At 68.8% G+C, this 25,210-nt stretch carries 25 protein-coding genes; 18 read left to right on the top strand and 7 right to left on the bottom strand.

From position 1 onward, the window contains the following. Window positions 1-8: 8 nt before the first annotated feature. From IEY88_RS19590 to IEY88_RS19600, 3 genes are read right to left on the bottom strand one after another with little or no spacing between them, the layout of a single operon-like run. Entirely contained in the window at window positions 9-761 is a 753-nt protein-coding gene (locus tag IEY88_RS19590) for an SDR family NAD(P)-dependent oxidoreductase (RefSeq protein WP_189156232.1), read from the bottom strand. Next, window positions 754-2,064 carry an enolase C-terminal domain-like protein gene (locus IEY88_RS19595; RefSeq protein ID WP_189156233.1) on the bottom strand — a complete coding sequence of 437 codons (1,311 nt, stop codon included), beginning with the start codon at window positions 2,062-2,064 and terminating at the stop codon, window positions 754-756. Before IEY88_RS19595 ends, IEY88_RS19590 begins: the two co-directional genes overlap by 8 nt. A gap of 3 nt (window positions 2,065-2,067) precedes the next feature. Continuing rightward, entirely contained in the window at window positions 2,068-2,922 is an 855-nt protein-coding gene (locus tag IEY88_RS19600; RefSeq protein WP_189156234.1) for a fumarylacetoacetate hydrolase family protein, read from the bottom strand. A gap of 112 nt (window positions 2,923-3,034) precedes the next feature. Here IEY88_RS19600 and IEY88_RS19605 point away from each other — a divergent pair, with 112 nt between their 5' ends. Continuing rightward, on the top strand, window positions 3,035-5,851 hold the full coding sequence (locus IEY88_RS19605) for a S8 family serine peptidase (RefSeq protein WP_189156235.1): 2,817 nt from the start codon (window positions 3,035-3,037) through the stop codon (window positions 5,849-5,851). Between the two features lie 63 nt (window positions 5,852-5,914). Then, window positions 5,915-6,826 carry an N-acetylglucosamine kinase gene (locus IEY88_RS19610; protein WP_308426000.1) on the top strand — a complete coding sequence of 304 codons (912 nt, stop codon included), beginning with the start codon at window positions 5,915-5,917 and terminating at the stop codon, window positions 6,824-6,826. Here IEY88_RS19610 and IEY88_RS19615 read toward each other — a convergent pair. Further along, window positions 6,821-7,729, bottom strand: coding sequence for a LysR family transcriptional regulator (locus IEY88_RS19615; RefSeq protein WP_229693617.1), 909 nt, complete (start codon window positions 7,727-7,729; stop codon window positions 6,821-6,823). The genes IEY88_RS19610 and IEY88_RS19615 overlap by 6 nt on opposite strands. A 205-nt stretch (window positions 7,730-7,934) precedes the next feature. On the opposite strand from IEY88_RS19615, the gene IEY88_RS19620 reads away from it, so the two are divergent. From IEY88_RS19620 to IEY88_RS19660, 9 genes are read left to right on the top strand one after another with little or no spacing between them, the layout of a single operon-like run. After that, window positions 7,935-8,729, top strand: coding sequence for a 2-amino-3,7-dideoxy-D-threo-hept-6-ulosonate synthase (locus IEY88_RS19620; protein ID WP_189156238.1), 795 nt, complete (start codon window positions 7,935-7,937; stop codon window positions 8,727-8,729). Continuing rightward, window positions 8,726-9,790, top strand: coding sequence for a 3-dehydroquinate synthase II family protein (locus tag IEY88_RS19625; protein WP_189156239.1), 1,065 nt, complete (start codon window positions 8,726-8,728; stop codon window positions 9,788-9,790). Before IEY88_RS19620 ends, IEY88_RS19625 begins: the two co-directional genes overlap by 4 nt. A 1-nt stretch (window position 9,791) precedes the next feature. Then, window positions 9,792-11,174 carry a class I adenylate-forming enzyme family protein gene (locus tag IEY88_RS19630; protein ID WP_189156240.1) on the top strand — a complete coding sequence of 461 codons (1,383 nt, stop codon included), beginning with the start codon at window positions 9,792-9,794 and terminating at the stop codon, window positions 11,172-11,174. 24 nt (window positions 11,175-11,198) lie between these two features. Continuing rightward, complete coding sequence (locus tag IEY88_RS19635) at window positions 11,199-12,035, top strand: helix-turn-helix domain-containing protein (protein ID WP_189156241.1); 837 nt, start codon at window positions 11,199-11,201, stop codon at window positions 12,033-12,035. Then, on the top strand, window positions 12,032-12,205 hold the full coding sequence (locus tag IEY88_RS19640) for a DUF397 domain-containing protein (protein WP_189156242.1): 174 nt from the start codon (window positions 12,032-12,034) through the stop codon (window positions 12,203-12,205). Before IEY88_RS19635 ends, IEY88_RS19640 begins: the two co-directional genes overlap by 4 nt. Window positions 12,206-12,247: 42 nt before the next feature. Next, on the top strand, window positions 12,248-12,763 hold the full coding sequence (locus tag IEY88_RS19645; protein WP_189156243.1) for a YbaB/EbfC family nucleoid-associated protein: 516 nt from the start codon (window positions 12,248-12,250) through the stop codon (window positions 12,761-12,763). Beyond that, window positions 12,763-13,089: an FH2 domain-containing protein gene (locus IEY88_RS19650; RefSeq protein WP_189156244.1), complete on the top strand. Its 327-nt coding sequence runs from the start codon at window positions 12,763-12,765 to the stop codon at window positions 13,087-13,089. Before IEY88_RS19645 ends, IEY88_RS19650 begins: the two co-directional genes overlap by 1 nt. Window positions 13,090-13,142: 53 nt before the next feature. Continuing rightward, the gene (locus IEY88_RS19655) at window positions 13,143-14,342 is read left to right on the top strand and encodes a hypothetical protein (RefSeq protein ID WP_189156245.1); all 1,200 of its coding nucleotides are present in this window, start codon (window positions 13,143-13,145) and stop codon (window positions 14,340-14,342) included. Further along, window positions 14,339-15,517 (top strand): hypothetical protein, encoded by a 1,179-nt coding sequence (locus tag IEY88_RS19660; RefSeq protein WP_189156246.1) that lies wholly within the window; start codon window positions 14,339-14,341, stop codon window positions 15,515-15,517. The genes IEY88_RS19655 and IEY88_RS19660 overlap by 4 nt, the downstream gene beginning before the upstream one ends. Window position 15,518: 1 nt before the next feature. Here IEY88_RS19660 and IEY88_RS19665 read toward each other — a convergent pair whose 3' ends face one another. Beyond that, window positions 15,519-16,166 carry a DUF3159 domain-containing protein gene (locus IEY88_RS19665; RefSeq protein ID WP_189156247.1) on the bottom strand — a complete coding sequence of 216 codons (648 nt, stop codon included), beginning with the start codon at window positions 16,164-16,166 and terminating at the stop codon, window positions 15,519-15,521. A 127-nt stretch (window positions 16,167-16,293) separates the two neighbouring features. Here IEY88_RS19665 and IEY88_RS19670 point away from each other — a divergent pair, with 127 nt between their 5' ends. The 6 genes from IEY88_RS19670 to IEY88_RS19695 are packed head-to-tail and all read left to right on the top strand — an operon-like array spanning window position 16,294 to window position 23,008. Further along, window positions 16,294-17,505 carry an ROK family transcriptional regulator gene (locus tag IEY88_RS19670; RefSeq protein WP_189156248.1) on the top strand — a complete coding sequence of 404 codons (1,212 nt, stop codon included), beginning with the start codon at window positions 16,294-16,296 and terminating at the stop codon, window positions 17,503-17,505. A gap of 16 nt (window positions 17,506-17,521) precedes the next feature. Continuing rightward, window positions 17,522-18,847, top strand: coding sequence for an extracellular solute-binding protein (locus IEY88_RS19675; RefSeq protein ID WP_189156249.1), 1,326 nt, complete (start codon window positions 17,522-17,524; stop codon window positions 18,845-18,847). A gap of 12 nt (window positions 18,848-18,859) precedes the next feature. Beyond that, entirely contained in the window at window positions 18,860-19,834 is a 975-nt protein-coding gene (locus IEY88_RS19680; RefSeq protein ID WP_189156250.1) for a carbohydrate ABC transporter permease, read from the top strand. After that, complete coding sequence (locus IEY88_RS19685; RefSeq protein WP_189156251.1) at window positions 19,831-20,724, top strand: carbohydrate ABC transporter permease; 894 nt, start codon at window positions 19,831-19,833, stop codon at window positions 20,722-20,724. Before IEY88_RS19680 ends, IEY88_RS19685 begins: the two co-directional genes overlap by 4 nt. After that, window positions 20,721-21,989 (top strand): 6-phospho-beta-glucosidase, encoded by a 1,269-nt coding sequence (locus IEY88_RS19690; RefSeq protein WP_189156252.1) that lies wholly within the window; start codon window positions 20,721-20,723, stop codon window positions 21,987-21,989. Before IEY88_RS19685 ends, IEY88_RS19690 begins: the two co-directional genes overlap by 4 nt. 5 nt (window positions 21,990-21,994) lie before the next feature. Beyond that, window positions 21,995-23,008, top strand: coding sequence for an N-acetylglucosamine kinase (locus IEY88_RS19695; RefSeq protein WP_189156253.1), 1,014 nt, complete (start codon window positions 21,995-21,997; stop codon window positions 23,006-23,008). Between the two features lie 176 nt (window positions 23,009-23,184). On the opposite strand, the gene IEY88_RS19700 is transcribed toward IEY88_RS19695, so the two are convergent. Beyond that, window positions 23,185-23,439, bottom strand: a complete 255-nt coding sequence (locus IEY88_RS19700; protein WP_189156254.1) for a hypothetical protein — start codon at window positions 23,437-23,439, stop codon at window positions 23,185-23,187. A gap of 223 nt (window positions 23,440-23,662) precedes the next feature. On the opposite strand from IEY88_RS19700, the gene IEY88_RS19705 reads away from it, so the two are divergent. After that, window positions 23,663-24,460, top strand: a complete 798-nt coding sequence (locus IEY88_RS19705) for an SGNH/GDSL hydrolase family protein (protein ID WP_308426001.1) — start codon at window positions 23,663-23,665, stop codon at window positions 24,458-24,460. Between the two features lie 12 nt (window positions 24,461-24,472). Here the strand turns inward: IEY88_RS19705 and IEY88_RS19710 are convergent, their stop codons facing one another. Beyond that, on the bottom strand, window positions 24,473-25,087 hold the full coding sequence (locus IEY88_RS19710) for a polysaccharide deacetylase family protein (RefSeq protein ID WP_189156636.1): 615 nt from the start codon (window positions 25,085-25,087) through the stop codon (window positions 24,473-24,475). Window positions 25,088-25,210 lie beyond the last annotated feature (123 nt).

The following is a 25,210-nucleotide window of genomic DNA, read 5'->3' on the forward strand; positions in this document are numbered from 1 at the left end:
CTTGCCTTTCATGACTGCTGGGGACGCAAGCGCAGGCCGTGCATGCCACCGTCGACGGCGAGGACCGTGCCGGCGGTGGAACCCGAAAGCGGGCTCGCCAGGTAGGCGATGGCTCCCGCGACCTCATCGGCGGAGACGAGCCGGCCGTGCGGCTGGCGTGCCTCCAACGCAGCCCGCTCGGCGGCGGGGTCCGGTGCCGAGTCGAGCAGGCGGCCCACCCACGGGGTGTCCGCCGTGCCGGGGGCGACCGCGTTGACGCGAATGCCCTCGCGGACGTGGTCGGCGGCCATGGCGAGCGTGAGCGAGTACACCGCGCCCTTGCTGGCCGAGTAGAGAGCACGCTGCGGGAGCCCGGCCCAGGCAGCGATGGAGCAGGTGTTGACGATCGCCGCGGCCGGCGAGTTCCGCAGGTGCGGCAGCGCGGCCCGCGAGACGCGGACCATGCCCAGCACGTTGACGTCGAGCACCTTCGACCACTGGGCGTCGTCGTTGGCCGTCACGTCGCCCTGCGCGCCGATGCCCGCGTTGTTGACCACGACGTCGAGCCGTCCGAACCGCTCGACGACCTCGTCGATGGCGGCCTTGACGCTCTCGTCGTCCGACACGTCCGCGCGAATGCCGGCCAGTGGATCCTTGACGTCCGGGTTGAGATCGAGCGCGACGGCCGTGGCACCCCGCGACGCCAGCAGGTTCGCCGTCGCGAGGCCGATGCCGGACGCTCCGCCCGTGACGACGGCGACGAGTCCTTCGAAGTCAGTCATCCTCGCCCTCCAGTGCCGTCCACACAGGACCGCCGGGGTAGACGTAGTCGGTCAGCGTCTGTTCCCTGAGCTGGGCGGAGAACCCCGGCTCGGTCGGCGCCAGGTAACGACCGCGTTCGACGACGGCCGGGTCCAGGAAGTGCTCGTGCAGGTGGTCGACCCACTCGATCACGCGGTCGCCGACCTCCCCGGACACCGCGACGTAGTCGAAGAACGACAGGTGCCTGACCAGCTCGCACAGGCCGACGCCGCCGGCGTGCGGGCACACCGGGATGTCGAACTTCCTGGCCAGCAACAGGATCGCGATGTTCTCGTTCACGCCCGCGACCCGGCAGGCGTCGAGCTGGAGCACGTCGATGGCGCCTGCCTGCAGGAGCTGCTTGAAGATCACGCGGTTCTGCACGTGCTCGCCGGTGGCGACCCGGATCGGGGCCAGCGCGTCGGCGATCGCGCGGTGCGCCAGCACGTCGTCCGGCGAGGTGGGCTCCTCGATCCAGTACGGGTCGTACGGCGCCAGTTCGCGCATCCAGCGGACGGCCGTGTCGACGTCCCAGCGCTGGTTCGCGTCGACCGCCACGCGGGTGTCCTCGCCGACGACCTCGCGGGCGAGCTTCATCCGGCGGACGTCGTCGTCGAGGCTGCCGCCGACCTTGAGCTTGATCATGTCGAAGCCGTCGGCGAGGGCCTGGCGGGCGAGTCCGGCGAGCTTCTCGTCGGAGTAGCCGAGCCAGCCCGGCGACGTCGTGTAGGCCGGGTAGCCGTCGCGGGCGATGGTGTCCGCGCGCTCGGCCTTGCCGTGCTCGACCTCGCGCAGGATCTGCAGCGCCTCGTCCGGCGTCAACGCGTCGCTCAGGTACCGGAAGTCGACGAGGCTGACGATCTCCTCGGGCGTCATCTGGGCGAGGAACCTCCAGACCGGCAGCCCGGCGCGTCGGGCGGCGAGGTCCCAGGCCGCGTTGACGACGGCGCCGATCGCCATGTGCGCGACGCCCTTCTCGGGGCCGAGCCAGCGGATCTGCGAGTCGCCGATGAGCTCGAAGTACAGCTCCGCCAGCGCTTTCGCGTTCTCCGGCACGTCCTTGCCGACGACGTGCGGCGCCAGTGCCTTGATGGCGGCGGCCTGCACGTCGTTGCCGCGGCCGATGGTGAACGCGAGCCCGTGGCCCTCCGGTCCGTCGTCGGTCCGCAGCACGACGTAGGCGGCCGAGTAGTCCGGGTCCGGGTTCATCGCGTCGGAGCCGTCGAGCTCACGTGACGTCGGGAACCGGATGTCCAGGACGTCCAGTGCGGTGATCTTGGGCATGGGTCAGGCCTGCCCGAGGGTCTGGCGTTGCTTGCCGAGGCCTTCGATCTCCAGCTCGACCACGTCGCCGGCCCGCAGGTACGGCTTGGGCTCCGGCTGGCCGAGCGCGACACCAGCGGGTGTACCCGTGTTGATGACGTCACCCGGACGAAGGACAAGGAACTGGCTGAGGTAGCGCACGATCTCCGCGATCGGGAAGATCATGTTCTTGGTGGAGGAGTTCTGCTTGATCTCGCCGTTCACCCAGAGCCGCATTTCCAGGCTCTGCGGGTCGGCGATCTCGCCGGCGGGCACGAGGAAGGGGCCGAGCGGGTTGAACGTCTCGCAGTTCTTGCCCTTGTCCCACGTCCCGCCGCGTTCGATCTGGAACTCGCGCTCGGAGACGTCGTGCGAGAGCACGTACGCGCCGACGCACGCCAGAGCGTCCTCTTCGGACTCCAGGTAACGAGCGGTGCGCCCGATGACGACGCCGAGCTCGACCTCCCAGTCGGTCTTCACGGACCGGCGCGGGACGAGCACCTCGTCGTACGGGCCGACGATCGTGTCCGGCGTCTTGAGGAACATCACCGGCTCGCCGGGGATGTCCGCGCCGGTCTCCTCCGCGTGGTCGCGGTAGTTGAGGCCGATGCAGATGACCTTGCCCGGATGCACGAGCGGCGAACCGACGCGCAGGCCGGCGGTGTCCAGGACCTCCAGCTCACCGGCTTCGAGGGCGGCACGCACGCGCGCCACGCCGTCGTTCGCGAGGAAAGCTCCGTCGATGTCCGGCGTGATCGGCAGGAGGTCGTACGTGGTCCCGTCGCCGGTCCTGACCGCAGGACGCTCGTCACCGACCGGCCCCAGACGCAAGAACTGCACGGCCGTTCCTCCTCTGCTCACACCTACGAAATACATCGGATGTATAGCCCCGCGACACCGTCCGCGTCTAGGGCTCAGCCTGAAGTCGTCCGATGAATAGGAGGAGTTGATCATGAATTTGCTGGCCGCGTCACTGCTGGCGGGCGCACTGCTCGCACCGGTGGCCCCGGTCGAGACTGTAACCGTTTTCGTGGAGCTGACCTCGGGCGCAGCCGTTGATTCGGGCACGGCGGCGCAGGCCCGTTCAGCCCGGGATCAGACCTCGGAGCACACGTCCCGGGTCGTCTCCCGGTCCGGCGGCCGGGAAGTCGCCCGAACGACCAACGCGGTGCCCGGCGTCGTCCTCGCGGCGGACCGGTCGCGCCTGTCCACCCTGGCGCGCATGCCCGAGGTCAAAGCGGTCCACCGGATGGTCCCCAAGAAGCTCGCGAACGCGCACGCCGTCCGGCTCACCCGGACGTCCGACGTGTGGAAGTCGCTGGGGAGGTTCGGTGACGGCGTGCGGATCGGTGTGATCGACACCGGCATCGACTACCGGCACGCGGACTTCGGCGGCGGCACGTTCCCGAGCGCCAAGGTCGTCGGCGGCTACGACTTCGCGGGCGACGCCTACACCGGCACGCCCGAGTCGATCCCCGAGCCCGACGCCGACCCGGTGGACTGCGGGGGCCACGGCACGCACGTCGCCGGCACCGCGGCCGGGTACGGGGTCAACGCCGACGGCACGACCTACCGCGGTTCCTACTCGTCGGTCGACCTCGACTCACTGAAGATCGGCCCTGGTACGGCCCCTCGCGCCTCGCTCTACGCGTTGAAGGTGTTCGGCTGCGAGGGCGGCACGAACCTGACGGCGCGGGCGCTCGACTGGGCGCTCGACCCCGACGGCGACGGCGACTTCTCCGACAAGCTCGACGTCGTGAACCTGTCGCTGGGCGGCGACTTCGGCGCCCCGGACGACCCGGACTCACTGTTCGTGCGCAAGCTCGTGGAGCACGGTGTGGTGGTGGTCGCGGCGGCCGGCAACGGTGGCGACTTCTACGACGTGTCCGGATCTCCCGGCAACTCGCCCGAGGCGATCTCCGTGGCGAACAGCCGCGACTCGTTCTCGATGCTGGACGGGCTCGAGGTCGCCGGGAAGCAGTACGCGGGCCAGTACAGCCAGAACTTCAAGGGCTCCTTCGACCTGACGTTGCCCGTCGTGCGGCTTTCGTCCGATGTGGACGGCTGCAAGCCGATCCCGGAGGCGCTCGCCGGGAAGATCGTCTGGCTGGAGTGGGACGACAACGACGCCACGCGCGCCTGCGGTTCGGGTGCCCGCACGGACAACGCCTGGAACGCCGGGGCCGCCGGGGTGCTGCTGCCGACCACGTTGCCGGTGTTCGCGGCCGGAATCGCCGGAAACGCGCACATCCCCGCGTTCCAGCTGACGGCGGCGGCGTCCGCGGCGCTGCGTCCGGCGCTGGAGGCCGGCACGCTGACCGCGCACCTGACCTCGGCGTTGAAGGTCGCGGTGCCGTTCGTCGAACCCGCGATCCAGGACACCATCACGCCCTCGTCGTCGCGCTCGCGTTCGTCGATCGCGGTGGCCGCGCCCGGCGACACGATCTTCTCCGCCGCCACCGGAACGGCCTCCGCAGGGGTGTCGATGGGCGGCACGTCGATGGCGTCACCGCACGTCGCCGGCATCGCCGCGCTGCTGCGCGAGGTCCATCCGGAGTGGACGGTCGCGGAGGTCAAGGCCGCGCTGATGAACACCGCGTCCGGCGTGATCAGGGACTCGAAGGGCGTGCGGGAGGCCCCGATGCGGGTCGGCGCGGGCCGGGTCGACGGACTCGCCGCCCTGTCGGCGGACGTGCTGGCGCTGGGCGACGCGTCGTTCGGCACGGTCGAGGTGGGCGGTGCGGTGCGGATGAGCCGCACTCTCGAGCTGGTCAACAAGGGCTCGCAGACCGTCCGCCTGCGTGCTCGGTACGAGCCGATCACCAGCGTGCCCGGGGTGTCCTTCCGAATCACCGAGCCTCATGTCGTGCTGCCGCCGGGTGGATCGGCGTCGGTGCCCGTGCAGCTGCGGATCTCGAACCTCGCCGCGTTGCGCAAGACGCCCGACCCCACGGTCTCGCTCGACGAGGGGCGTCAGTTCCTGGCGGAGGCGTCCGGGCTGGTGACGTTCACGGGTGACCGCTCGCTGCACGTGCCCGTCTACGCGGCGCCGAAGCCGGTGTCCCGCCTGAGCGTGTCCGGGGACAGGGTCGCGGGCCGTGGCCTCGACCAGCCCGGTTACCAGTCGCGGATGACCGTGCTGCAGCTCGGCGCGCGTTCCGGCCGGCTGCCTTCGTGCGGTCCGGAGGTGCAGGACGACTGCGCCGTGAACCGCACGGCCCGCGGCGGCGACCTGCGGTACGCCGGTGCGACGGCGACCCCCGACCTGCTGGCGTTCGGCGTCGCGACCTGGGACACCTGGGCGAACATGGGCAGCAACACCAAGCCGCAGGTGCGGTTCTCGGTGGGTGGCAAGGAGTTCGTGACCACGGCCGTGAAGCCGACCAACGCCGGCGGTGACGTGACCGCCGACGTCTGGCTCGCGCGGACGAAGGTGGCCGGTTCGGACGAGGTCCTGGACGAGCAGCCGTTGAACGGGTTCGACGGCTCGACCGACACGAACGTGTTCGACAGCGACGTCGTGGTGCTGCCCGTGTCGCGGTCGGTGCTGCCACCCGGTCCGGTGACCTACACCGTCGGCGTGCAGAGCCGTTACACCGCGCCGGCGGACGAGGACGACCTGGTCGACGTCGTCCCCGCGGCCACGTTCGACTACGGCCTGATCGTCCCCTCACTGTCCACAGTGGTACGTCCGGGTGATCTGGTCCCGCCCGGTTCGCTGGTGTTGTTCCACCACAACGCGACGGGTGACCGGGCCGTCGTGAGGTGACACCCGGTTGGGCGTGCCTCAGCTGGGCGTCTCTCGGCATACTCGGTCGTTATGGATCTGGTCGTGGGACTCGACGCTGGCGGCACGTCCACCAGGGCACTGGTGCTCGGACTCGACGGCGCCCGCCTGGGCCAGGGCCTGGCGGGCGGCGCGAACCCCAACTCGCACCCACCCGCCGTGGCCGCCGCCCACATCGGCGAGGCGCTGGCGGAAGCGTTGGACGGCCTCGACTCCCGCAGGGTCCGCTCCGGCGTCCTGGGCATGGCGGGGGCCTCCCGGATGACCGACCCTGCCGTCTTGGAGCTCTTCCAAGCAGCCTGGGAACGCGCGGGGCTGCACTGCCCGATGCGCGTGGTCACCGACTGCGAGGCCGCGTTCGCCACGGGCACGTCCGCCCCCGACGGCACGGTCCTGGTGGCGGGCACCGGTTCCATCGCGGGCCGCATCACCGCCCACCGCATGGTCGGCCAGTCCGGCGGCTACGGCTGGCTGATCGGTGACGACGGTTCGGCGTTCTGGCTGGGCCGCGAGGCCGTCCGCGCCACGGTGAAGCTCCTCGACCTGGACGCGCCCCTGGAAGGCCTGGCGACCGCCGTGCTGACCACCGCCGGTGCGCGCAACCGCGGCCAGCTGATCACCGCGGTCAACTCGCAGCCGCCGATCACGCTCGCCCAGTTCGCGCCCCTGGTGAGTTCCGCCTACCACCACGGCGATCCGGAGGCGCTGGCGATCGTGGCCTCCGCCGCCCGCCTGCTCGCCGACACGGCCACCGCCGTGCGCGAACCGTCCGACACGTCACCGATCGTGCTGGTCGGCAGCCTGATCAAGACGCCCGTCGGCACGCACCTGAAAGAAGAACTGGTCGCGCGGTGCAACGCTCCGGTGATCATGGCGACGGAGGGTGCGGCGGGCGCGGCCTGGCTGGCGGCGGTCGACGTGCTGGGGCCGGAAGCGCCGAGGCCCAGCAGGTCATGACGCCAGCAGCCGGCCCGAGTGCGGCGTCCGCTCGTGGTAGGCGCGCAGCAGGCCGGCGTGCACGTCGTCCACGTGCTCGGCGGCGTCGGCGTGCCACACCAGCGAGATCCGCCGGTGCAGCGGGTTGCCGATGATCGGCTTGAGCAGCACGCCCGGCAGTTCGTGACCGGGGAAGAACCCCGCCACGGCACCGGTGGAGCGCACCAGTTCCGCCGCCTGGGCCAGGTCGACACCGAAGTGCGCGCACCGGGGCGTGAACCCGACGGCCTCGCAGGCGAGTTCGAGGTTCAGCCGTCCGCCGTGGTTCTCGTCCGGCACGACCCACTCCTCTCCGGCGAGCTCGGACAGCAACACCTCGCTGCGCCCGGACAACCGGTGGCCTGCCGGGACACCGACCAGCATGCGTTCCGTGACGAGGCCACGGAGGCCGACGGTCTTCGGGAACCGCAACGGACGGCGCGGGAACTCGACCACCAGGGCCAGGTCGAGGTCGCCCGTGCGCACGAGTTCCAGCACGGCGTCACCGCCGCGTTCGATGTGCGTGGTCTGCGGCAGGCCCGGCAGCACCTCGCGGACCACCCCGACCAGCAACGCCGTCGGTGAGCCGGCGACCCCTCCGAGCCGGATGCCGCAGTCGCCGCGTTCGGCCAGCTTGCGCGAGGTGACGAGCAGGTCGTCGAACCGTTCGACCAGGTCCTGGGCCCGCAGCACGACGTGGCGGCCCAGCTCGGTCAGTTCGACGCCTTCGGTGCTGCGCAGGAACAACGGGCCGCCGAGACTCGCCTCGATCCGCCTCACCTGGGTGGTGAGCCCGGCCTGGGCGATCTTCATCTGAGAGGCGGCGCGGCTGATGCTGCCCGCCCGCGCCACGGTCAGCACCACGTGCAGATGCCTCAGCTCCATTCGCACCGAGGAAGCCTAAAGCAGTTGTTTGGCAACGAACACGGCCACGCGGGTGTCACCAGATCACGCTCTGTCGCCGTAGCAAGGGTGATTGCTCTGTCCGGCCGATAACTCCGCAGTTATCGACAGCTCACACCTGCCGCTGCGCGCTCGGGCTGCCCCAGGCTCCTGTTGACCACCAAACGACCGCAGGGGTGTGAGCGCCATGAGGAAAGCGTTGCGGCTGCGACGCCTTTCCCGTCCGCACGACGACAGGTACCTCTTCGTGCCGTTGGACCACAGCGTGTCGGACGGACCGGTGGTGCCGCGGGACCGGTGGAACGAGCTCATCCGCGCCGTCGTGCAGGGCGGCGCCGATGCCGTCATCGTCCACAAAGGACGAGTGCGCACCATCGACCCGTTGGTGCTGGGCGGATGCGCGTTGATCGTGCACCTCAGCGCCGGCACCGCGCACATGGCCGATGCCAACGCCAAGGTGATCGTCGGCGAGGTCGACGAGGCGTTGCGGCTCGGCGCCGACGCGGTGAGCGTGCACGTCAACATCGGCTCCGACACGGAAGCGCGCCAGCTCACCGACCTCGGCAGGGTCGCGGCGGCGTGCGACTCGTGGAACGTCCCGTTGGTCGTGATGGCCTACGCACGCGGGCCACGTGTCGGCGACCCTCGCGACCCCGCTCTCCTCGCGCACGTCGTCAACATCGCGGCGGACCTGGGCGCGGACATCGTCAAGACGAACCTCGCGCACCCGGCCGAGGACACGGCCGACGTGGTGGAGAGCTGCCCGATTCCCGTGATCGTCGCGGGCGGCCCGGCCTCCGCGCACAGCCTCGCCGGACACGCCCGCGTCGCGATGGCCGCGGGCTGTGCGGGCCTCGCCGTGGGACGACGGGTCTTCACCTCACCGGCACCGATGCCGCTGGTGGCGGAACTGGCGTCGATCGTCCACGCGCCCACCGACGCAAGTCTCATCCATGCACTGACAGCTTTGGAGAACCGGTGAAGTTCGCCTGGATCGACCTCAGAACCGTCGCCGAGGAGCACCGGACCGCGGTGATCGACGCGGCCGTGCACAGCCGCGTCGCCGGAGTCGTCGCGGACGATCCCGCACTGCTGGACGGCCTGCCCCCGACGATCACCCGAGTGCTGCTGGTCTCCGAGCCGACCGACAGCCCCCATCTGGTGATCACGCCGGTGGACGACCTCGACCGGTTGCCTTCCGGCTCCGCTTTCGTGACGGTCAGCGACGACCGCACGCTCAAACTCGCCTGTGCCGCAGCACAACGGCTCGACCACACCGTCGTCGCGTTCACCGACCCGACGAAGATCCCCCTCGAGATCGTGATCGCGGCCGCGGACGGCGCACCGGGCAAGCTGATCACCGTCGTCTCCGACCTCGTCGAGGCCGCGATCGTCCTGGAGTGCCTGGAACACGGCTCGGACGGTGTGTTGCTCGCACCCTCCGATGCTTCGGACGTGTTCCAGCTGGCCCGCCTGCTGGAAGCGGCCTCTCCGCCGTTGGAACTGACCACCTTGACCGTCGAGTCGCTGACCCACAACGGCCTCGGCGACCGCGTCTGCGTCGACACCGCCTCGCACTTCCGCGAGGACGAAGGCATCCTCGTCGGCTCGTTCTCCTCGGGCTTCATCCTCTGCTGCAGCGAGACGCATCCGTTGCCATACATGCCGACCCGCCCGTTCCGGGTCAACGCGGGCGCACTGCACTCGTACGTGCTGGGCCCGGCGAACCGCACCAACTACCTGTCCGAACTGCGCTCCGGCAGCAAGGTCCTGGCCGTGGACTCCGAGGGACGCACCCGCGAGATCACCGTGGGCAGGGCGAAACTCGAGTCCCGCCCGATGCTCACCATCACCGCACGATCGCCGGAAGGCGTCGTGGTCGACCTGATGGTCCAGGACGACTGGCACGTCCGCGTCCTGGGCCCGGGCGGCAAGGTGCTGAACGTGACGGAGCTCCGCCCCGGCGACCAGTTGCTCGGGTACGTCACGTCCGAGCAACGGCACGTGGGCCTGCCGATCGGCGAGTTCTGCAAGGAGTCCTGACATGCGCGCGTTCATCACCGGCCTCCTGCACCGCCACGGCGACGAGGTGCCGATCTTCAGCCACCGCAACACAGTCACGCACGGCCTACTCCGCGCCGACGTGGCGGCGCACGCCCTTCGTTTCGCCGCAGTGGGAATCGGCGACGGCAGCACCGTCGCCGTCCAGGTGCCGCCGAGCTTCAGCCACCTCGAAGCCGTGCTCGCGTTGTGGAGCCTCGGCGCCCAGGTCATCTCGATCGACCACCGCCTGACGCCGTCCGAGGCCCACGTCCTGCACTCGTTGACCCGCCCGGAGTTCCTCGTGCACCCCAGCGGCGAGGTCGCTCCCGGCTTCCAGGAGCGCTACGGCCTCGTGGCTTCTCCTGTGGACGGCCTCCCCGCAGCCACCCCGCACCGCCTGGTGCAGTTCAGCTCCGGCTCGACCGGCCGCCCGAAGGTGATCGGCCGCACCACCCAGTCGCTGGTCGACGAGGTAGCCCGCTTCTCCGCCTCCGCAGGTATGCCACACCACGGCGAACGCCTGCTGCTCCTCAACTCCCCGGCCCACAGCTTCGGTCTGATCGGCGGCCTGCTGCACTCCCTCGCGGCAGCCGTGCACCTGGTGTTCGCCGCAAGCCCTGCGGCGTCAGACGTCCTGCACCAGGCACGTGTTCACAAGGTCGACTTCATCACCGGCCTCCCGTTCCACTTCGACCTGCTGGCCTCCTCCCCCGACCGCTCCGCGCTGAGCACCGTGCGGGGCGCGTTCGCCGGCGGCGAGCTCATGCTGCAGGACGTGGCCTCCCGATTCCTCGACGTGTACGGCTTCCCGGTGGGCGAATGCTTCGGCACCACCGAAACCGGCGCGCTGACCATGGCCGTCTCAGGCACCCTGCGCCCGTCCGTAGGTCGGCCGATGCCCGGCATCACAGCCCGAGTGCGGGACGGCCTGGTCGAGGTGGCGCTGCCCTGGTCGCCCTACCTGTACGCGAACGACCCGGCACGCTTCTCCGGCGGCTGGTTCCGCACCGGCGACCGAGGTGAGTTCACGACCGACGGCGAACTGCGCCTGCTGGGCCGCGCCGACTCGCTGGTCGTGGTGCGCGGCAACAAGGTGGACCTGACCGAGGTCGAACAAGTCCTACGTGGACACCCGCACGTCACCGAGGCGGTGGCCGTGGGCCCGGAGATCCGAGCCTACGTGGGAACTCCGAGCGACACGCTCACCGCGCAGGCGTTGTCGCAGTGGTGCGCCGAAAGACTCGCGGAGTTCAAGCTCCCCCAACACATCCACGTGATGGACACGCTTCCCCGTACCCCGACCGGGAAGATCATCCGAAACATGGAGCCGCTCCACGCGTCCTACCTTCAGGCACATTCGGCCGGAAACATTGGCGAGGAATGACCTGCCAGGCCTAGCTTTCCCTTCATGCCCAAAAGATCGTCCAGCGTGGTGGGCCGGGAGTTCGGTGGCAGCGTCCGCGCCATCATCGCGAGGACCGGCCACACCCACCGCAGGCTCGCCGAACTGCTCGGCTGGCAGGAAGCCAAGATCTCGGACATGACGCTCGGCAAAGGCGGCGTGACCGAGCAGGACGTCATCCTCCTGCTCGGCTACTGCCAGGCCACGGTCGAGGAACGAGAACACCTGCTGGCGTTGTTCAGCGAGTCGGGCAACGCCTGGCTGCGGATGCCGAAAGACGTCGTACCGGACCAGGTACGCACGCTGATCGAGCACGAGCAGGACGCTGATGAGGTCACCACCTGGTCGATGATCCTCGTGCCCGGCCTGGTGCAGACGCCCGAATACGGTTACGTCGTCACCGCGAGCTCGCCGGTGATCGACGCCGAGGACGTCCCTGCGGTCGCCGCCGCCAGGGCGGCCCGCGCGGACATCCTCGAACCCGGCCGGAAGTTCGTCTTCCTCGTGCACGAACAGGCGCTCGAACTCCAGGTCGGCAGCATCGAGGTGTGGCGCGAACAACTGGCCCACCTGCTCAGGATGTCGGTGCGGAAGTACATCAGCATCCGGATCGTTCCCCGGTCGGCAGGCGTGCACGCGGGCACCTGCGGTGACTTCTGCCTGATGAAGTTCCCGAAGTACCCACCGGTGGTCTACGCGGACAGCGTCAACTACTGCCTCTTCTTCGACGATCCGGAGACCATCAAGATCCACGAGGACATCCTGTCGGCGCTCGCGGCCGTAGCCCTGAGTGAGGAAGAATCGAGGGCGGTGATCGACAACATCTTGGAGGGCCTCCAATGACCGCCTGGCGCAAGAGCAGCTACAGCGGGAGCAGCAACAACTGCGTCGAGGTCGGCCACGGCGTGGGCCTCCGCGACAGCAAGTCGCCCGCCACCCACCTCCCGCTCTCCGCCGACGCCTGGTCAGCGTTCCTGCGCCACCTCCCCCGTTTCCCCAGCGCAGCGCAGTAACCCTCGGTAGCGTCCCTTTCACGCACGTGCAAGGGGGGCCACATGACCGATCCGAACCAGCTCGTCGAGGACTACGAACAGCGCACCGCCGCACTCCTCGAACAGGCCGAAGAGGCCAAGTCCCGAATCGCGAACCTGACCGGCGCCGCCACCAGCACGGACGGCGCCGTGACGGTGAGCGTCAGTGCAGGGGGAGCGCTGCTCAGCCTGTCGTTCGGCACCAAGACCGACGACATGCCCAAAGACCGCCTGGCCGCACTCGTGATGTCGACGGCGAAACGCGCCCAAGCCCAGGCCGTGGGCCAAATCTCCACGATCATGGCGCCACTGATCGGCGACAACAGCGAGGCCATGCAGTTCGTCCAGTCCCAGATCCCACCGATCGACGTCCCGGACGAACCGGAACCCGCAGCACCGCACCAGTTCGTGGTGAACGAGGAACAGCAGGACGCGGCCGCGTCCCAGCCGCCCGCACCTCGCCCGGCCCGCCGTCCCGTCGAGGACGACGATACCGACTACGACCAGCGCAGCCTCTTCAAGAAGGAAGGTGGCTGGTGATGACGGGCTTCCAGGTGGACCTCAAGGTCCTGGAGGCCCACGAGCGAGAGCTCAAAGCTCTCCTCGCGGGCCTGCCCTCCGCCGCCGATGCCGGCGCTGACTACGTCGGCAACCCGCAGGCCTGGGGCATCGTGGGCATGTTCTTCGCCCAGGTCATGGAGCGGTGGACCAACGACGCACGCGAGTACGTCGACACGGTGAAGGCCGCAGGTGACGACGTGGTCGAGCGGTTCGCCGACATGCGCCAGACCTACGCCGAGAGCGACGAGGCGATGGCGGAGTCCTTCAAGAAGCTCCGCCAGGGCCTGGACGAGGTACAGCCGTGAGTGAGGAACCGCAGAACCCTCTCAACGCCACCGAGGGGTTCGACCCTGCGAGCATGGCTGGGCCATCGAACTTCGACAGCCCCACACAGGCCTGGGACGCGGCGGGCATCTTCAGCAGTTCCGCCAACCTCATCTACGACGGCGTCAAGGGCGACTGGGGCGCCATGGCGGGCGACGCGGCGGCGTTCGGCATGGACCTGCTCGGCTTCGTGACGAACCCGATGGGCAGCCTGCTCTCCGCAGGCATCGGCTGGCTGATCGAACACATCGGGTTCCTGAAGGAGGGTCTCGACTTCCTCGCGGGCGACCCCGACGCGGTGAACGCGATGGCGCTGACGTGGAGCAACATCGCCAAGCGCATGCAGGAGACGGCCGACAAGTACATGAGCACTCTCGACGCGCTGAGCCAGTCGCAAGGCGCCGCGGTCGACGGCTACCGCAAGGCCGTGCAGGACTTCTCCAACGTGGTGGCGGGTGGTGCCGGGCACGCCACTTCGGCGGCATCGGCCATGACGGTCGCAGCCTCGGCGGTCGGCGTCGTCAGAGGTGCCGTCCGCGACGCTATCGCGAGCTTCGTCTCCAACGCGATCATCAAGTTCGCGGCAGCCAGTGCCCTGACCCCGATCACCTTCGGTGCCTCGCAGGCGGCGTTCATCGCGGACACCGTCGTCCAGGGCACGATCACCGCCGGCAAGAACGCCAAGAAGATCAGCAAGGTCGTCAAGCAACTGGAGAAGGTGGCCGACGACGCGAAGAGGTCGCGCGACACGATCAAGGGCACGACCCGCAACCTCGACGGTGCCGTCAAGAAGTACAACCAGGACGCCGTCAAGCAGTCGCAACAAGCCCTCCACATGGCGAAGAAGGCTCAGGCGGGCAAGCTCGACGCCGGCGACGTGGACAAGTTGAAGGAGATCGGCAAGCGCGGAGACCAGCTGGACAAGGACTACAGCAAGGTCAAAGCGGACCTGGGCGACAACGTCAACCGCAACCTCCGTGACAGCCTGGGCATCGGCGACCGGCGCCTCGACCACGCGAACGACGTGCTCGACGGCGGGTGGACCCCCAAGTTCAGGGGCAAGGAGTATCCCGAGGTCTCCTTGCCGCTCGCTCCGAAGATCCTCGGCAACGCCATGGCCCAGGAGTGGAGCGACCAGTCCCACCGAGAGGCCGACGCGCAGGTGAAACAGAACGCGCGGAACCAGGAGTGGCGCGAGTACTGGGAGAAGCAGCGAATGGCGGGCGAGCTGTGATCGAGCGGCTCCTCCGCCGGACGGCAGGACTCGCGTTGCTCGCGTTCACCGCCCTCCTCACCCTGGTCTCCGCCACGCATCTGGACGCCTGGGAGAACACCCTCGCCGCGCGGAAGTCGGTGCAGCCGAACAGTCTCGGCGAACTGGCAGCCGGAGCCGTGGCGTTCTGGGTGATCACCGTCGTCGGCCTGGTGTGGCACTGGCGCCGCCTGCCGATGTGGAGGGTCTGGTGCCGCTGGGCCGCGTTCCCCGGAGTGTTCACGGGGATCTTCCACAGCATGCAGATTGCCGGTGATCACGGCCGGCCGGTCGGCTGGGTGATCACGGTCGGGCTGGTCGTGGTGCCCTGGGCGTTGAGCGAGCTGGTGGTGCTGGCGATGACCCGTCCGGTCACGTCCGCGCTGATCCGGTCGAAGCTGGAGATTCCGTTCCCCACCCGAGGACTCAAGGTCCGGCTGTGCGTCCGCGAGGACCGGTTGGTGCTGGACAGCCTGGTGTCACTCCGGAAGCGGTCGCGGGACGTCGTGGCGGTGCCGTGGACGGCGATGCGGTCGATCGAACTGATCGAGGTCGAGCAGGAGATGACCTGTCAGGTGATCGTCTACGCCGGCGGTGACGTGGGCAGGCCACGCACGTTCGACGTCAAGCCAGGACCCGCGCTGCACGTCATCGGTACCGCCCGCGAACTGTTGATCCCGGTGACGGAGGAAGTCGGCAGGACGGCACTCGCGATGGTCCAGGCACGATCGGCCGGAGTCGAGGTCGGCGAACGGCCATTGTGGTCCTACCGTCCGTTGAGGAAGCACGAGCTTCGTCCGGCGAACTGGGAGTTTCGGACCGACAGCCGTCCGTACATCCTGCTGCTCGTCGGCGCGTTCCTGCTCATGCCGCTCTACATCCTGACGATGATGACCTTGTCCCTCGTCACCGGCTCGCCCGAGTTGCAGAAGGACTGGGGCACCACCGGCGGGCTGGACGAGCAGGAGCGAGTGATCGTCGCAGGCCTCGGAGTCGTCGCGGTGGGCTTCTTCTACCTCGCCTACCGGTTCTGTTTCAAGGCTTTCCTCGACTTCATGGAGGGCCAGGACTCCATCGAGGCGTTCCCCGAGGCCCCACCTTTGCCGCCCAAGACCGGCACGGTGCCCGGCTCCGGCAAGAAGCGGAAGCGGCGCTGACCTAAGAGGCAGACTCCGGCACCTGAGGATGCCGGAACCCAGGGTGGTCGGCAGGCAAAGCCCGCCGCAGCATCCACCCCGACACCAGGATGCAGACGATCTGCAACGGCCAGGACATCGCCACCCGCAACGTCGCCAACCAGAACACCTGCGCGTCCAGCCACAGTGGAGTGAACACGGCGACACGCAGCACGTACTGCCCAACCCACGCCCACGAAGCGATGGAGTAGGCGCGCAAAAGGGCAGGATCTCGCCGCCACCGGGTCTTCTGACCGAGAAGCGTGCCCACCACCACGCCGAGCAGTGGCCAGCGCACGGCGATGGAGCCTGCCCACGCCAGTGCGGAGGCCACATTGGACAGCAGTTGGATCAGGAAGAAGTCCTCGACACGGCCTGTATACAAAGCCACGAGCGCTGCGGCCACCACGAGTAGGACTGAGAACACGACGGCACGGGGTTTCTCGCCTCGCACGAAGCGGAAGATGCCGATCGCCACGCCGCACAGCACGGCCACCACCGCGCCGGCGCCGATCGAGTGGCCGAAGAGCAGCCAGCCTGCGACGAACGCGAGCGGAGGCAGGGAGGCGTCGAGGGCGCCGCCTCGGCCTCCCAGGAGCGATGCGAGTGACTCCTGGCGCACGTCCGTCATGGTTCCAGGGTGCCTTAGGCGAACCTAACTCAGGTAACGGACCCATATCGGGGATTGACCCGGGTGAAGCAGGTCACTACCGTCTCCTCGAAATCGTCTGGAAAGTTAACAGACAGGAGCGGACCTAATGCGTGCCGGAAGCCCACGACTGCTGCGGGAGATCAACGACCGCGCAGCCATCGAGGCTCTGCTGCGCAACGGGCCGCTGACCAGGTCGGAGTTGGAAGGTCTGATCGGCCTCTCCAAGCCGGCGACCGCACAGCTGCTCACCAGGCTCGAAGACGCCGACACCGTGGTTCGCAACGGACTGCGTGGCGGTGGCCGCGGACCGAGGGCTCAGCTGTGGTCGGTCAACGGGGCGCTTGCGCACATCGCCGCTGTCGATCTCACCCCCGAGACGGTCGACATCGCGATCGCGGACATCTCCGGTGCCGTGCTCACCGAGCACAAGGCGCCGATGCCCGCGAAGCACGGCGTGCTGGAGGCGTTCGTGAGCGCGGTCGGCAAGGCCTGCGGTCAGGCAGGTCTGAGCTCCGACCAGTTGCTGCACGCCGTGGTGGGCTGCCCGGGAGCGGTGAACCCCGCGAACGGCGAGCTCGCCTACGCACCACACCTGCCCGGCTGGAGCGGTTTCGACGTGCCCGGCCAGTTGCGGGAGCGGCTCGCGACGTCGGTGAGCGTCGAGAACGACGTCAACCTCGTCGCGCTGGAGGAGATGGTCGCCGGACGGGCCACCGAGGTGAACGACTTCGTCGTCATCTGGCCCGCGGACCTCGTCGGTGCCGCCGTCGTCGTCAACGGATCGCTGCTGCGCGGCGCTTCGGGTGGCGCGGGTGAGATCGACGGGTTGATGATCCCCGACCGCGCGGCGGCCGACACGGACACGGACCGCTCCGGCGGGACGTTCGGTGAGCTGCTCAGCAGTACAGCGATCTGCAAGCTCGCACGCGCCCACGGGCTCGCCGCGCGCAACGGTCATGGTGCCGTGCGCAAGGCGTTGGCCGCGGGTCCGGCGGGCCGTGAGTTCATGGCCGATCTCGCCAAGCGCATCGCCACGGGCGTGGCTAGCGTCGTCGCGGTGCTCGACCCGGAACTCATCCTCCTGTCCGGCGACATCGCGCAGGCAGGCGGAACCACGCTGAACGACCTCGTTGCCGCGGAACTGCGGCAACTGGTGGTGCCGAGAACACCCATCCAGCTGGCCTTGGTGACCGGGAAACCGGTGCGCAGCGGCGCACTGCACTCGGCCCTCGCCGTGGCACGTGAACAGGTGTTCGGCCTCCCGGCAGCCACCACGGCTCCATTCCGCGGCCCAGTGGTCGCCGGGTCCCCACGTTGATCGAGAAGGAGTGCACATGCGCAAGCACACCCGTGCTGCCTTGCTCTGTGTCGCCGCAGCGCTGACCCTCACCGCATGTGCGGCGGGCAAGGGTGGTGGCGCGAATTCCGACGCCGCAGCTGCTCCTGGCAAGGACGAGAAACTCACCCTCACGGTCTGGAGCAACTACTCCGACCGCGAGTACGAAGAAGTCACGAAGGCCCTCAAGACGTTCAACCAGAAGTTCCCGAACATCGAGATCAAGCACGAGGGCTCGCAGGACGACGACAAGATCACCGCGGGCATCCGGTCGGGCAACACGCCGGACGTCGCGCTGTCGTTCACGACGGACAACATCGGCCAGTTCTGCTCCTCCGGGGCGTTCCAGCCGCTGAAGTCCTACATCGACCGCGACAAGGTCGACCTGAACCAGCTCACCCCCGCGGTGCAGCAGTACACCGAGTACAAGGGCAACCGCTGTGCGATGCCCATGCTCACCGACGTGTACGCCATGTACTACAACAAGGACAAGCTCACCGAGGCCGGCATCACGGCACCGCCGAAGACCCTGGACGAGCTGTACGACGCGGCCGTGAAGGCGACCAAGAAGGCACCGAACGGTGACATCGAGGTCGCGGGTTACCTGCCCACGATGGGCTTCTACGCGAACCGACCGACCATCCTCGCGCCGACGTTCGGCGCGGAGTGGGAGAAGGACGGCAAGTCCTCGCTCGCCACCTCCGCCGGCTTCACCGAGATGATGACGTTCCAGAAGAAGCTCGTCGACTTCTACGGCTACGACGCCCTCGAGCGGTTCCGCGCGGGTCTCGGCCAGGAGTACTCGGCCGACCACGCGTTCCACCAGGGCAAGATCGCGATCATGGTCGACGGTGAGTACCGCACCGCGTTCCTCAAGGCGCAGGCACCGCAGATCAAGTTCGGCACGGCACCGTTCCCGACGAGCAAGAACGCCGAGTACGGCACCGCCTTCACCACGGGCACGATCATGGGCATCCCCAAGGGCGCCAAGAACCCCGGCGCCGCCTGGGAGCTGATCAAGCACCTGACGTTCGACACCGACACGATCGTCGGCCTGTCCAACGCCATCAAGAACGTCCCGAGCACCAAGGCCGCCATGGAGAGCCCGAAGCTCGAGGTGGACGAGCAGTTCAAGACGTTCATCGACCTGGCCAAGAGCGACAAGCTCAAGGGCAACCCGGTCACCCCCATCGGTGACGCGCACATCAAGGCCGTCACCGACTTCTCGGTCTCCTACCAGTCCGGCAAGGTCCCGGACCTGGCGGCAGGCCTCAAGGAAGTCGACAAGAACATCGACGACCTGATCGCCAAGAGCGGCAAGTAGAGGATTCGCAAGATGACCGCCACGCTCGGCGCCAAGCCCGCCCCCGGCAGGGGGCGGGCACGGTCCCGCCACCGATTGGCCGTGCTCGGGTTCATGGCCCCGGCAATCATCGGCTTCGTCCTGTTCTTCGGTTATCCCCTGGTCACCACGATCGTGCTCTCGTTCACGAAGTACGACCTGATCAACCCGCCGGAGTTCAACGGCCTCGACAACTACGCGTTCATGTTCAAGGACCCCTTGCTCGGCAAGGCGATCGCGAACACGCTCTGGTTCGTCGTGGTGCTCACGATCGCGCGGACCGTGTTCGCGCTGGGCGTGGCGTCGGTCATCGCTCGTCTGAAGTCGGGCGTCGGCTTGATCCGCACGCTCTGCTACCTGCCCTCACTGGCACCGCCGGTGGCCGCGACCCTCGTGTTCTTCATGGTGATGCGCCCCAACGGTGGTCCGCTCGACACCGTGCTCGGCTGGTTCGGGGTCGACTCGCCGCTGTTCTTCTCGGACCCGGCGTGGGCCAAGACCGGCATCACCGCGATCATGCTGTGGATCTCCGGCGACCTGATGATCATCATCCTCGCCGCGATCCTCGACGTGCCGCAGGAGCAGTACGAGGCGGCCGAGCTCGACGGCGCCGGCCCGATCCGGCGCTGGTGGCACGTCACGCTCCCGACGATCTCCCCGGTGCTGCTCTTCGGCATCGTGAACTCGGTGATCCTCGCGTTGCAGCTCTTCACACAGGCGGTCGTCGCGGGGTCGGCCGGCTCGGGAGCGGCGGACGCGACGGGATCGACCAAATATCTCGGTTTCCCGGACAACTCCACGCTGACGTTCCCGGTTTACCTGTACACGCAAGGCTTCCGCTACTTCGACATGGGCTACGCGGCCGCCATGGCCACGGTCCTGTTCATCATCTCGTTCGCCTTGACCATCGTCCTGGTCCAGCGGATGCGCAAGAACTCCACCGCTGAGGAAGGGGGGCCGGGAGCATGACCGCCACGCTGGCCAAACCACCGGTCGACGTCCCGGCGGAACCGGAGCAGCCGCGCAGGAAGCTCAACGTCAGCGCAGTTCTCAACTGGGTCGCGACGCACGCGATCGGTCTCGCGCTCGGCCTGATGTTCGCGACGCCCGTCGTGTTCGTCTTCCTCACCGCCGTGATGTCGGACAACCAGGCGTTCACCTCGGACCTGTGGCCGCGCGAGTGGCACTGGGAGAACTTCGTCGAGGTCTTCGACAAGGCCCCGCTGTTCCAGTACCTGGTCAACAGCCTCACGTACTCGCTGCTGGCGACGCTGGGCATGCTGATCTCGTCGATCCCCGCCGCCTACGCCCTGGCCAAGCTGCAGTGGCGCGGCCGGAACGTGGCCTTCATCCTCGTCATCGGCGCGATGATGCTGCCGCCGCAGGTCGTGGCCGTGCCGCTGTACGACACGTGGTCGGGCCTGGGCCTGACGGGCACGCTGGTCCCGCTCATCGCGCCGTACTTCCTGTTCGACGCGTTCAGCATCTTCCTGCTGCGCCAGTTCATGCTCACCATCCCGCAGTCCTACGTGGACGCGGCGCGGGTGGACGGCTGCTCGGAGTTCCAGGCGCTGGTGCGGATCATCGTGCCGATGGCGAAGCCCGGCATCGCGGCCACCGCGCTGTTCTGCTTCCTCTTCACCTGGAACGACTACTTCGGTCCGTTGCTCTACACCGGTGAAGTGAAGGACCAGTGGACGTTGTCGCTGGCTCTGGCGACGTTCAAGGGCATGCACATCGTCCAGTGGAACTCCTCGATGGCCGTCACGTTCCTGACGATGATCCCGGCCGTCGTCCTCTTCGTCTTCGCCCAGAAGTCGTTCGTCAAGGGAATCACGTTCACGGGGGTCAAGGGATGAAACTCACCGTCGTCGGTGGCGGGTCCACCTACACACCAGAGCTGATCGACGGCATCGCCGGCCGCCGCACCAGCCTGGCGGTGGACGAGATCGTCCTCGTCGACCCGGACCAGCACCGCCTCTCGCTCATCGGCCCGTTCAGCCAGCGCCTGCTGGACCACGCGGGTCACCCGGCGAAGGTGCGCACCACCTCGTCGCTCGAGGAGGGCATCGAGGGCGCTTCCGCTGTCCTGCTGCAACTGCGGGTCGGCGGGCAGAAGGCGCGTGCCTCGGACGAGACGTTCCCGCTGAGCTGCGGGTGCGTCGGCCAGGAGACCACCGGCGCGGGAGGCCTCGCCAAGGCCCTGCGGACCGTGCCGGTGGTCCTGGACATCGCGGACAAGGTGCGCCGGCTCGCCGGGCCCGACACGTGGATCGTGAACTTCACGAACCCGGTCGGCATCGTGACGCGCGCCCTGCTGCAGGAGGGCCACAAGGCGATCGGCCTGTGCAACGTGGCGATCACGTTCCAACGTTGGACCTCCGCGTTGCTCGGCGTGGATCCGTCCACTGTGGAGCTGGAGCACGTCGGCCTGAACCACCTCACGTGGGAACGCGGCGTGTACGTGGACGGCGTCGACCGCCTGCCGGAGCTCCTCGCGGACCACGTCGAGGGCCTGGCGGAGCACATCGGCATCGACGGCGAGCTGATGCGGCGCCTGAACATGGTGCCGTCGTACTACCTGAACTACTTCTACAACCACGACGCCGTCGTGAAGAAGCAGCTCACGGAACCGCCGCGCGCCGAGGTCGTGGCCGCGGTCGAGAAGGAACTGCTCGACATCTACGGCGACCCGTCGGTCGTGACGAAGCCGGAGCAGCTGTCGCAGCGCGGCGGCGCGTACTACTCCGAGGCGGCCGTGCAGCTTGTGCACGCGCTGACCGGTGGCGAGGGCGCCGAGAAGCACGTGGTGAACGTGCGGAACAACGGCTCGCTGCCCTTCCTGCCCGACGACGCCGTGGTCGAAGTGTCGTCCACTGTGGACGGAAACGGTGGCAGGCCGCTGCCGATCCGCCCGGTGGAACCGTCCATCTCCGGCCTGATCTCGCACGTCACCGCGTACGAGTACCTGGCGCTGGAAGCCGCGAAGCACGGCGGCCGGGACCGGGTGGCGAACGCGCTGCTCGCTCACCCGCTGATCGGGCAGCACGCCATCGCGGACCAGCTGGCCGACGAGCTGATCGCGCAGAACCGCGATCTGCTGCCGTGGGTGAAGGGAAATTGACAACGATGACCGACCGGGTGCTCGCCATCGACGGCGGGAACAGCAAGACCGCGGTGCTCTTGGTCGACGCGGACGGCAAGGTGCTCGCGCAGGTGCGCGGGCCCGGTGCCCCTCCGCAGACCGTGGGCATGAAGCGCGGACTCGACGTGTTCGAGGGACTGGCACGCGAGGCCGCGGCTCAGGCGGGACTGTCCCCCGACGAGCCGATCGCCGCGCACACGTCCGCCTACCTCGCGGGAGCGGACCTGCCCCGCGAGGAGGAGGACCTGACGCGGGCGATCACCGAGCGGGGCTGGTCGAGGACGACGTTCGTCGGCAACGACACGTTCGCGTTGCTGAGGGCAGGGACCGCCGCCGCTGGGGGTGTGGCGGTCGTCTGCGGAGCCGGGATCAACGCCGTGGGTGTGGCCCGTGACGGTCGTACGCACCGCTTTCCCGCCCTGGGCGCGATCTCGGGTGACTGGGGTGGCGGTGGCCAGCTCGGCAACGACGCCCTCTGGCACGCGGTGCGCGCCGAGGACGGCCGGGGCAAGCCGACCCTGCTGCTGCCCGCGCTGTTGAAGCACTACGGCGAGACCTCGATCTCCAACGTGGTGGAGAAGATCCACTTCGAGGAGATCGAGCTGGACCCGCACGCGTTGTGCCCGTTGGTCTTCGAGGTGGCCGCGCAGGGTGACGCCGTGGCGCTCGCCCAGGTCGACCGGCTCGTCGAGGAGATCGTCGTGCTCGCCACCGTCTCCCTGCGCAAGCTCGACCTGATGGACGAGCCCGTGGACGTGGTGCTGGGCGGCGGGGTCCTGACGCACACCGGTGACACGGTGGTCGGCCCGGTCCGGCAGCAGATCCTGGAAGCCGCCCCGCTCGCCCAGGTCCGCCTGGTCGACGTGCCACCCGTGGTGGGCGCGGCGCTCCTCGGCCTCGACCACATCGGGGCCTCGCCGGGCGCGGAGCTGAGGCTGCGCTCGGCGTACAGCGAACAGGTGCCGGCGGCCGCCCTGGACGTGGCCGTCAGCGGCTGACCCCCAGACCCCGTCTCAGGGGGTGGATCGGCGGCGGCGCCCCCTGAGACGGTCCCAGTCCCACTGCTCGGGGCAGATCGGCGGCGGCGTCCCGGGCAGTGGTCCCACCCCTTTCCGAGGGGGCAAGTCCGGCGGCGGCGCCCCTTCGGAAAGGCCCAGCGACCCCCGCGGTGACCTCACGCGCCGAGGTCGCCGCGGGGGTTTTCCGCGTTCTGGGCAGCGGGAGGCGTCACGGTCGTGCCCACCACGCTTTCGCGGGGCGGCACGGTCTCCGGCCTGACGACGGGGTTGGAGTGCGGGGGTGGTGTGACCTCGAGGCTCCCGCCAGCCCCAGGAGAGGCGGGGCCACCCAGGGCGACGGCGGTCAGAGCCCCGGCTGTGAGAAGCGCGACACCGACCGAAACGAACGGAAGCGGCAAAACAGAACGCATCCGGCACAAGTTAGCGAGCGAATCAGACGAATCCGCTGGAACGTGCTCAAGCTTCCCTCGATCGAGTGGTAAAAGAATCGTCACGCACTGCGACCAAACTTACGATGCCATAACCGACGGTGGCGTAACCACGGGTTCGTTGTACATGCTAACCAGTCGCCTTCGGACGGGAGCCCGCCGGCGAGTGGTCAGACCGGCACTTCGCACGATCAAGGGGGATGTTGTGCTGCTGCGATGGAACAGTCTCGTGTCCCTGGGGGACAGCTTCACCGAGGGCATGGATGATCCGGGCCCGCAAGACACCTACGTGGGCTGGGCGGACCGCCTAGCGGGCATGATCGCCCAGCAGGCACCCGAGTTCAGGTACGCCAACCTCGCCGTCCGGGGCAAGATGCTGCAGGAGATCATCGACGACCAGGTGCCGCTCGCGATCTCGCTCAAGCCCGACCTGGTGACGTTCTGCGGTGGCGGCAACGACATCATGCTGCCCAACAGCGACCCGGACGCGCTGGCCGAGGTCTACGAGGTGGCCGTGGCCGAACTCCGCTCCACCGGCTGCGACGTCGTGATCTTCACCGGGTTCGACACGCGCTCCACGCCGTTGCTCCGGAGCATCCGCGGCAAGGTCGCCATCTACAACACGCACCTGTGGTCGATCGCCGAGCGCTACCACTGCCGGATGGTCGACCTGTGGGCCATGCACCCGCTGCACGACCGGCGCGCGTGGAGCGCCGACCGGCTGCACCTCTCGCCGGAGGGGCACCAGCGGGTCGCGCTCAAGGCCGCCGAGGTGCTCGGACTGATCGACGACCGCTCCTGGGACGCGCCGTGGCCCGCCGCCTTGGAGCAGGCGGACTGGGTCACGCAGCGCAAGGCGGACCTGAAGTGGGCGCGCGAGTACGTGGTGCCGTGGATCGGCCGCACGCTGCGCGGTGAGTCGATGGGGGACGGCCTGGCGCCCAAGCGACCGGACCTGCTGCCCGTCGCCCGGTGCAGCGACGAGAGCCGCATCGGCGGCTGAGCAGAGCGCGGTTCACAGCGCCGTGAACCGCGTCCCCCGGTCTCGCAGCACGGGCAGGACCTCGCGCAGGGCCGCCACCGTGCCGGACCTGTCACCACCGCCGTCGTGGCACAGCACGATGTCCCCCGGCCGGCTCCCGCCGACCACCCGCGCCACGTGTTCCGCGCCGGGCTCGCTCCAGTCCTCCGGGTCGACGCTCCAGTCGACGCCTCGGAGCCCGTGCGCGTGAAGTCGCCGCAGCACCAACGGCGACCAGTCGCCGTAGGGCGCGCGGAACCACGTCGCCGCGACTCCCGTCACGTCCTCGATGCATCGCTGCGCGTCCACGACCTCCTTCTCCAGCAGGGTTTCCGGCAGGGCCGCGAACGACTGCGGGTGGTGCATCGTGTGGTTGCCGACCGAATGCCCTTCGGCGACGATCCGCCGGGCCAGCTCGGGGTGGGCGCGGACCTCGCTGCCGATCAGGAAGAACGTCGCGCGGATCTCGTGGCGCGCCAACAGGTCGAGCAGCTCCGGTGTCCAGAGCGGGTGCGGGCCGTCGTCCACCGTGAGCGCGACCGCTTCCGGGTCCGCGCCGAGATCACCGAGCACGTGGGCGGGACCACCGGACCCCGGCCACTCCGCCATGTCTCCCACGCACCGCAGGCTAACGGCTCCGCCGCCCACCCGGAGGTGCCCGAACAGAGGAAGGCCCGACCGGCACTCTCCCCCGAATGCCGGTCGGGCCCTCCAGAAGCAGGCGCCTTACCC

Origin of the sequence: Lentzea pudingi (assembly GCF_014646255.1) — a bacterium.
GTDB classification, from domain to species: domain Bacteria; phylum Actinomycetota; class Actinomycetes; order Mycobacteriales; family Pseudonocardiaceae; genus Lentzea; species Lentzea pudingi.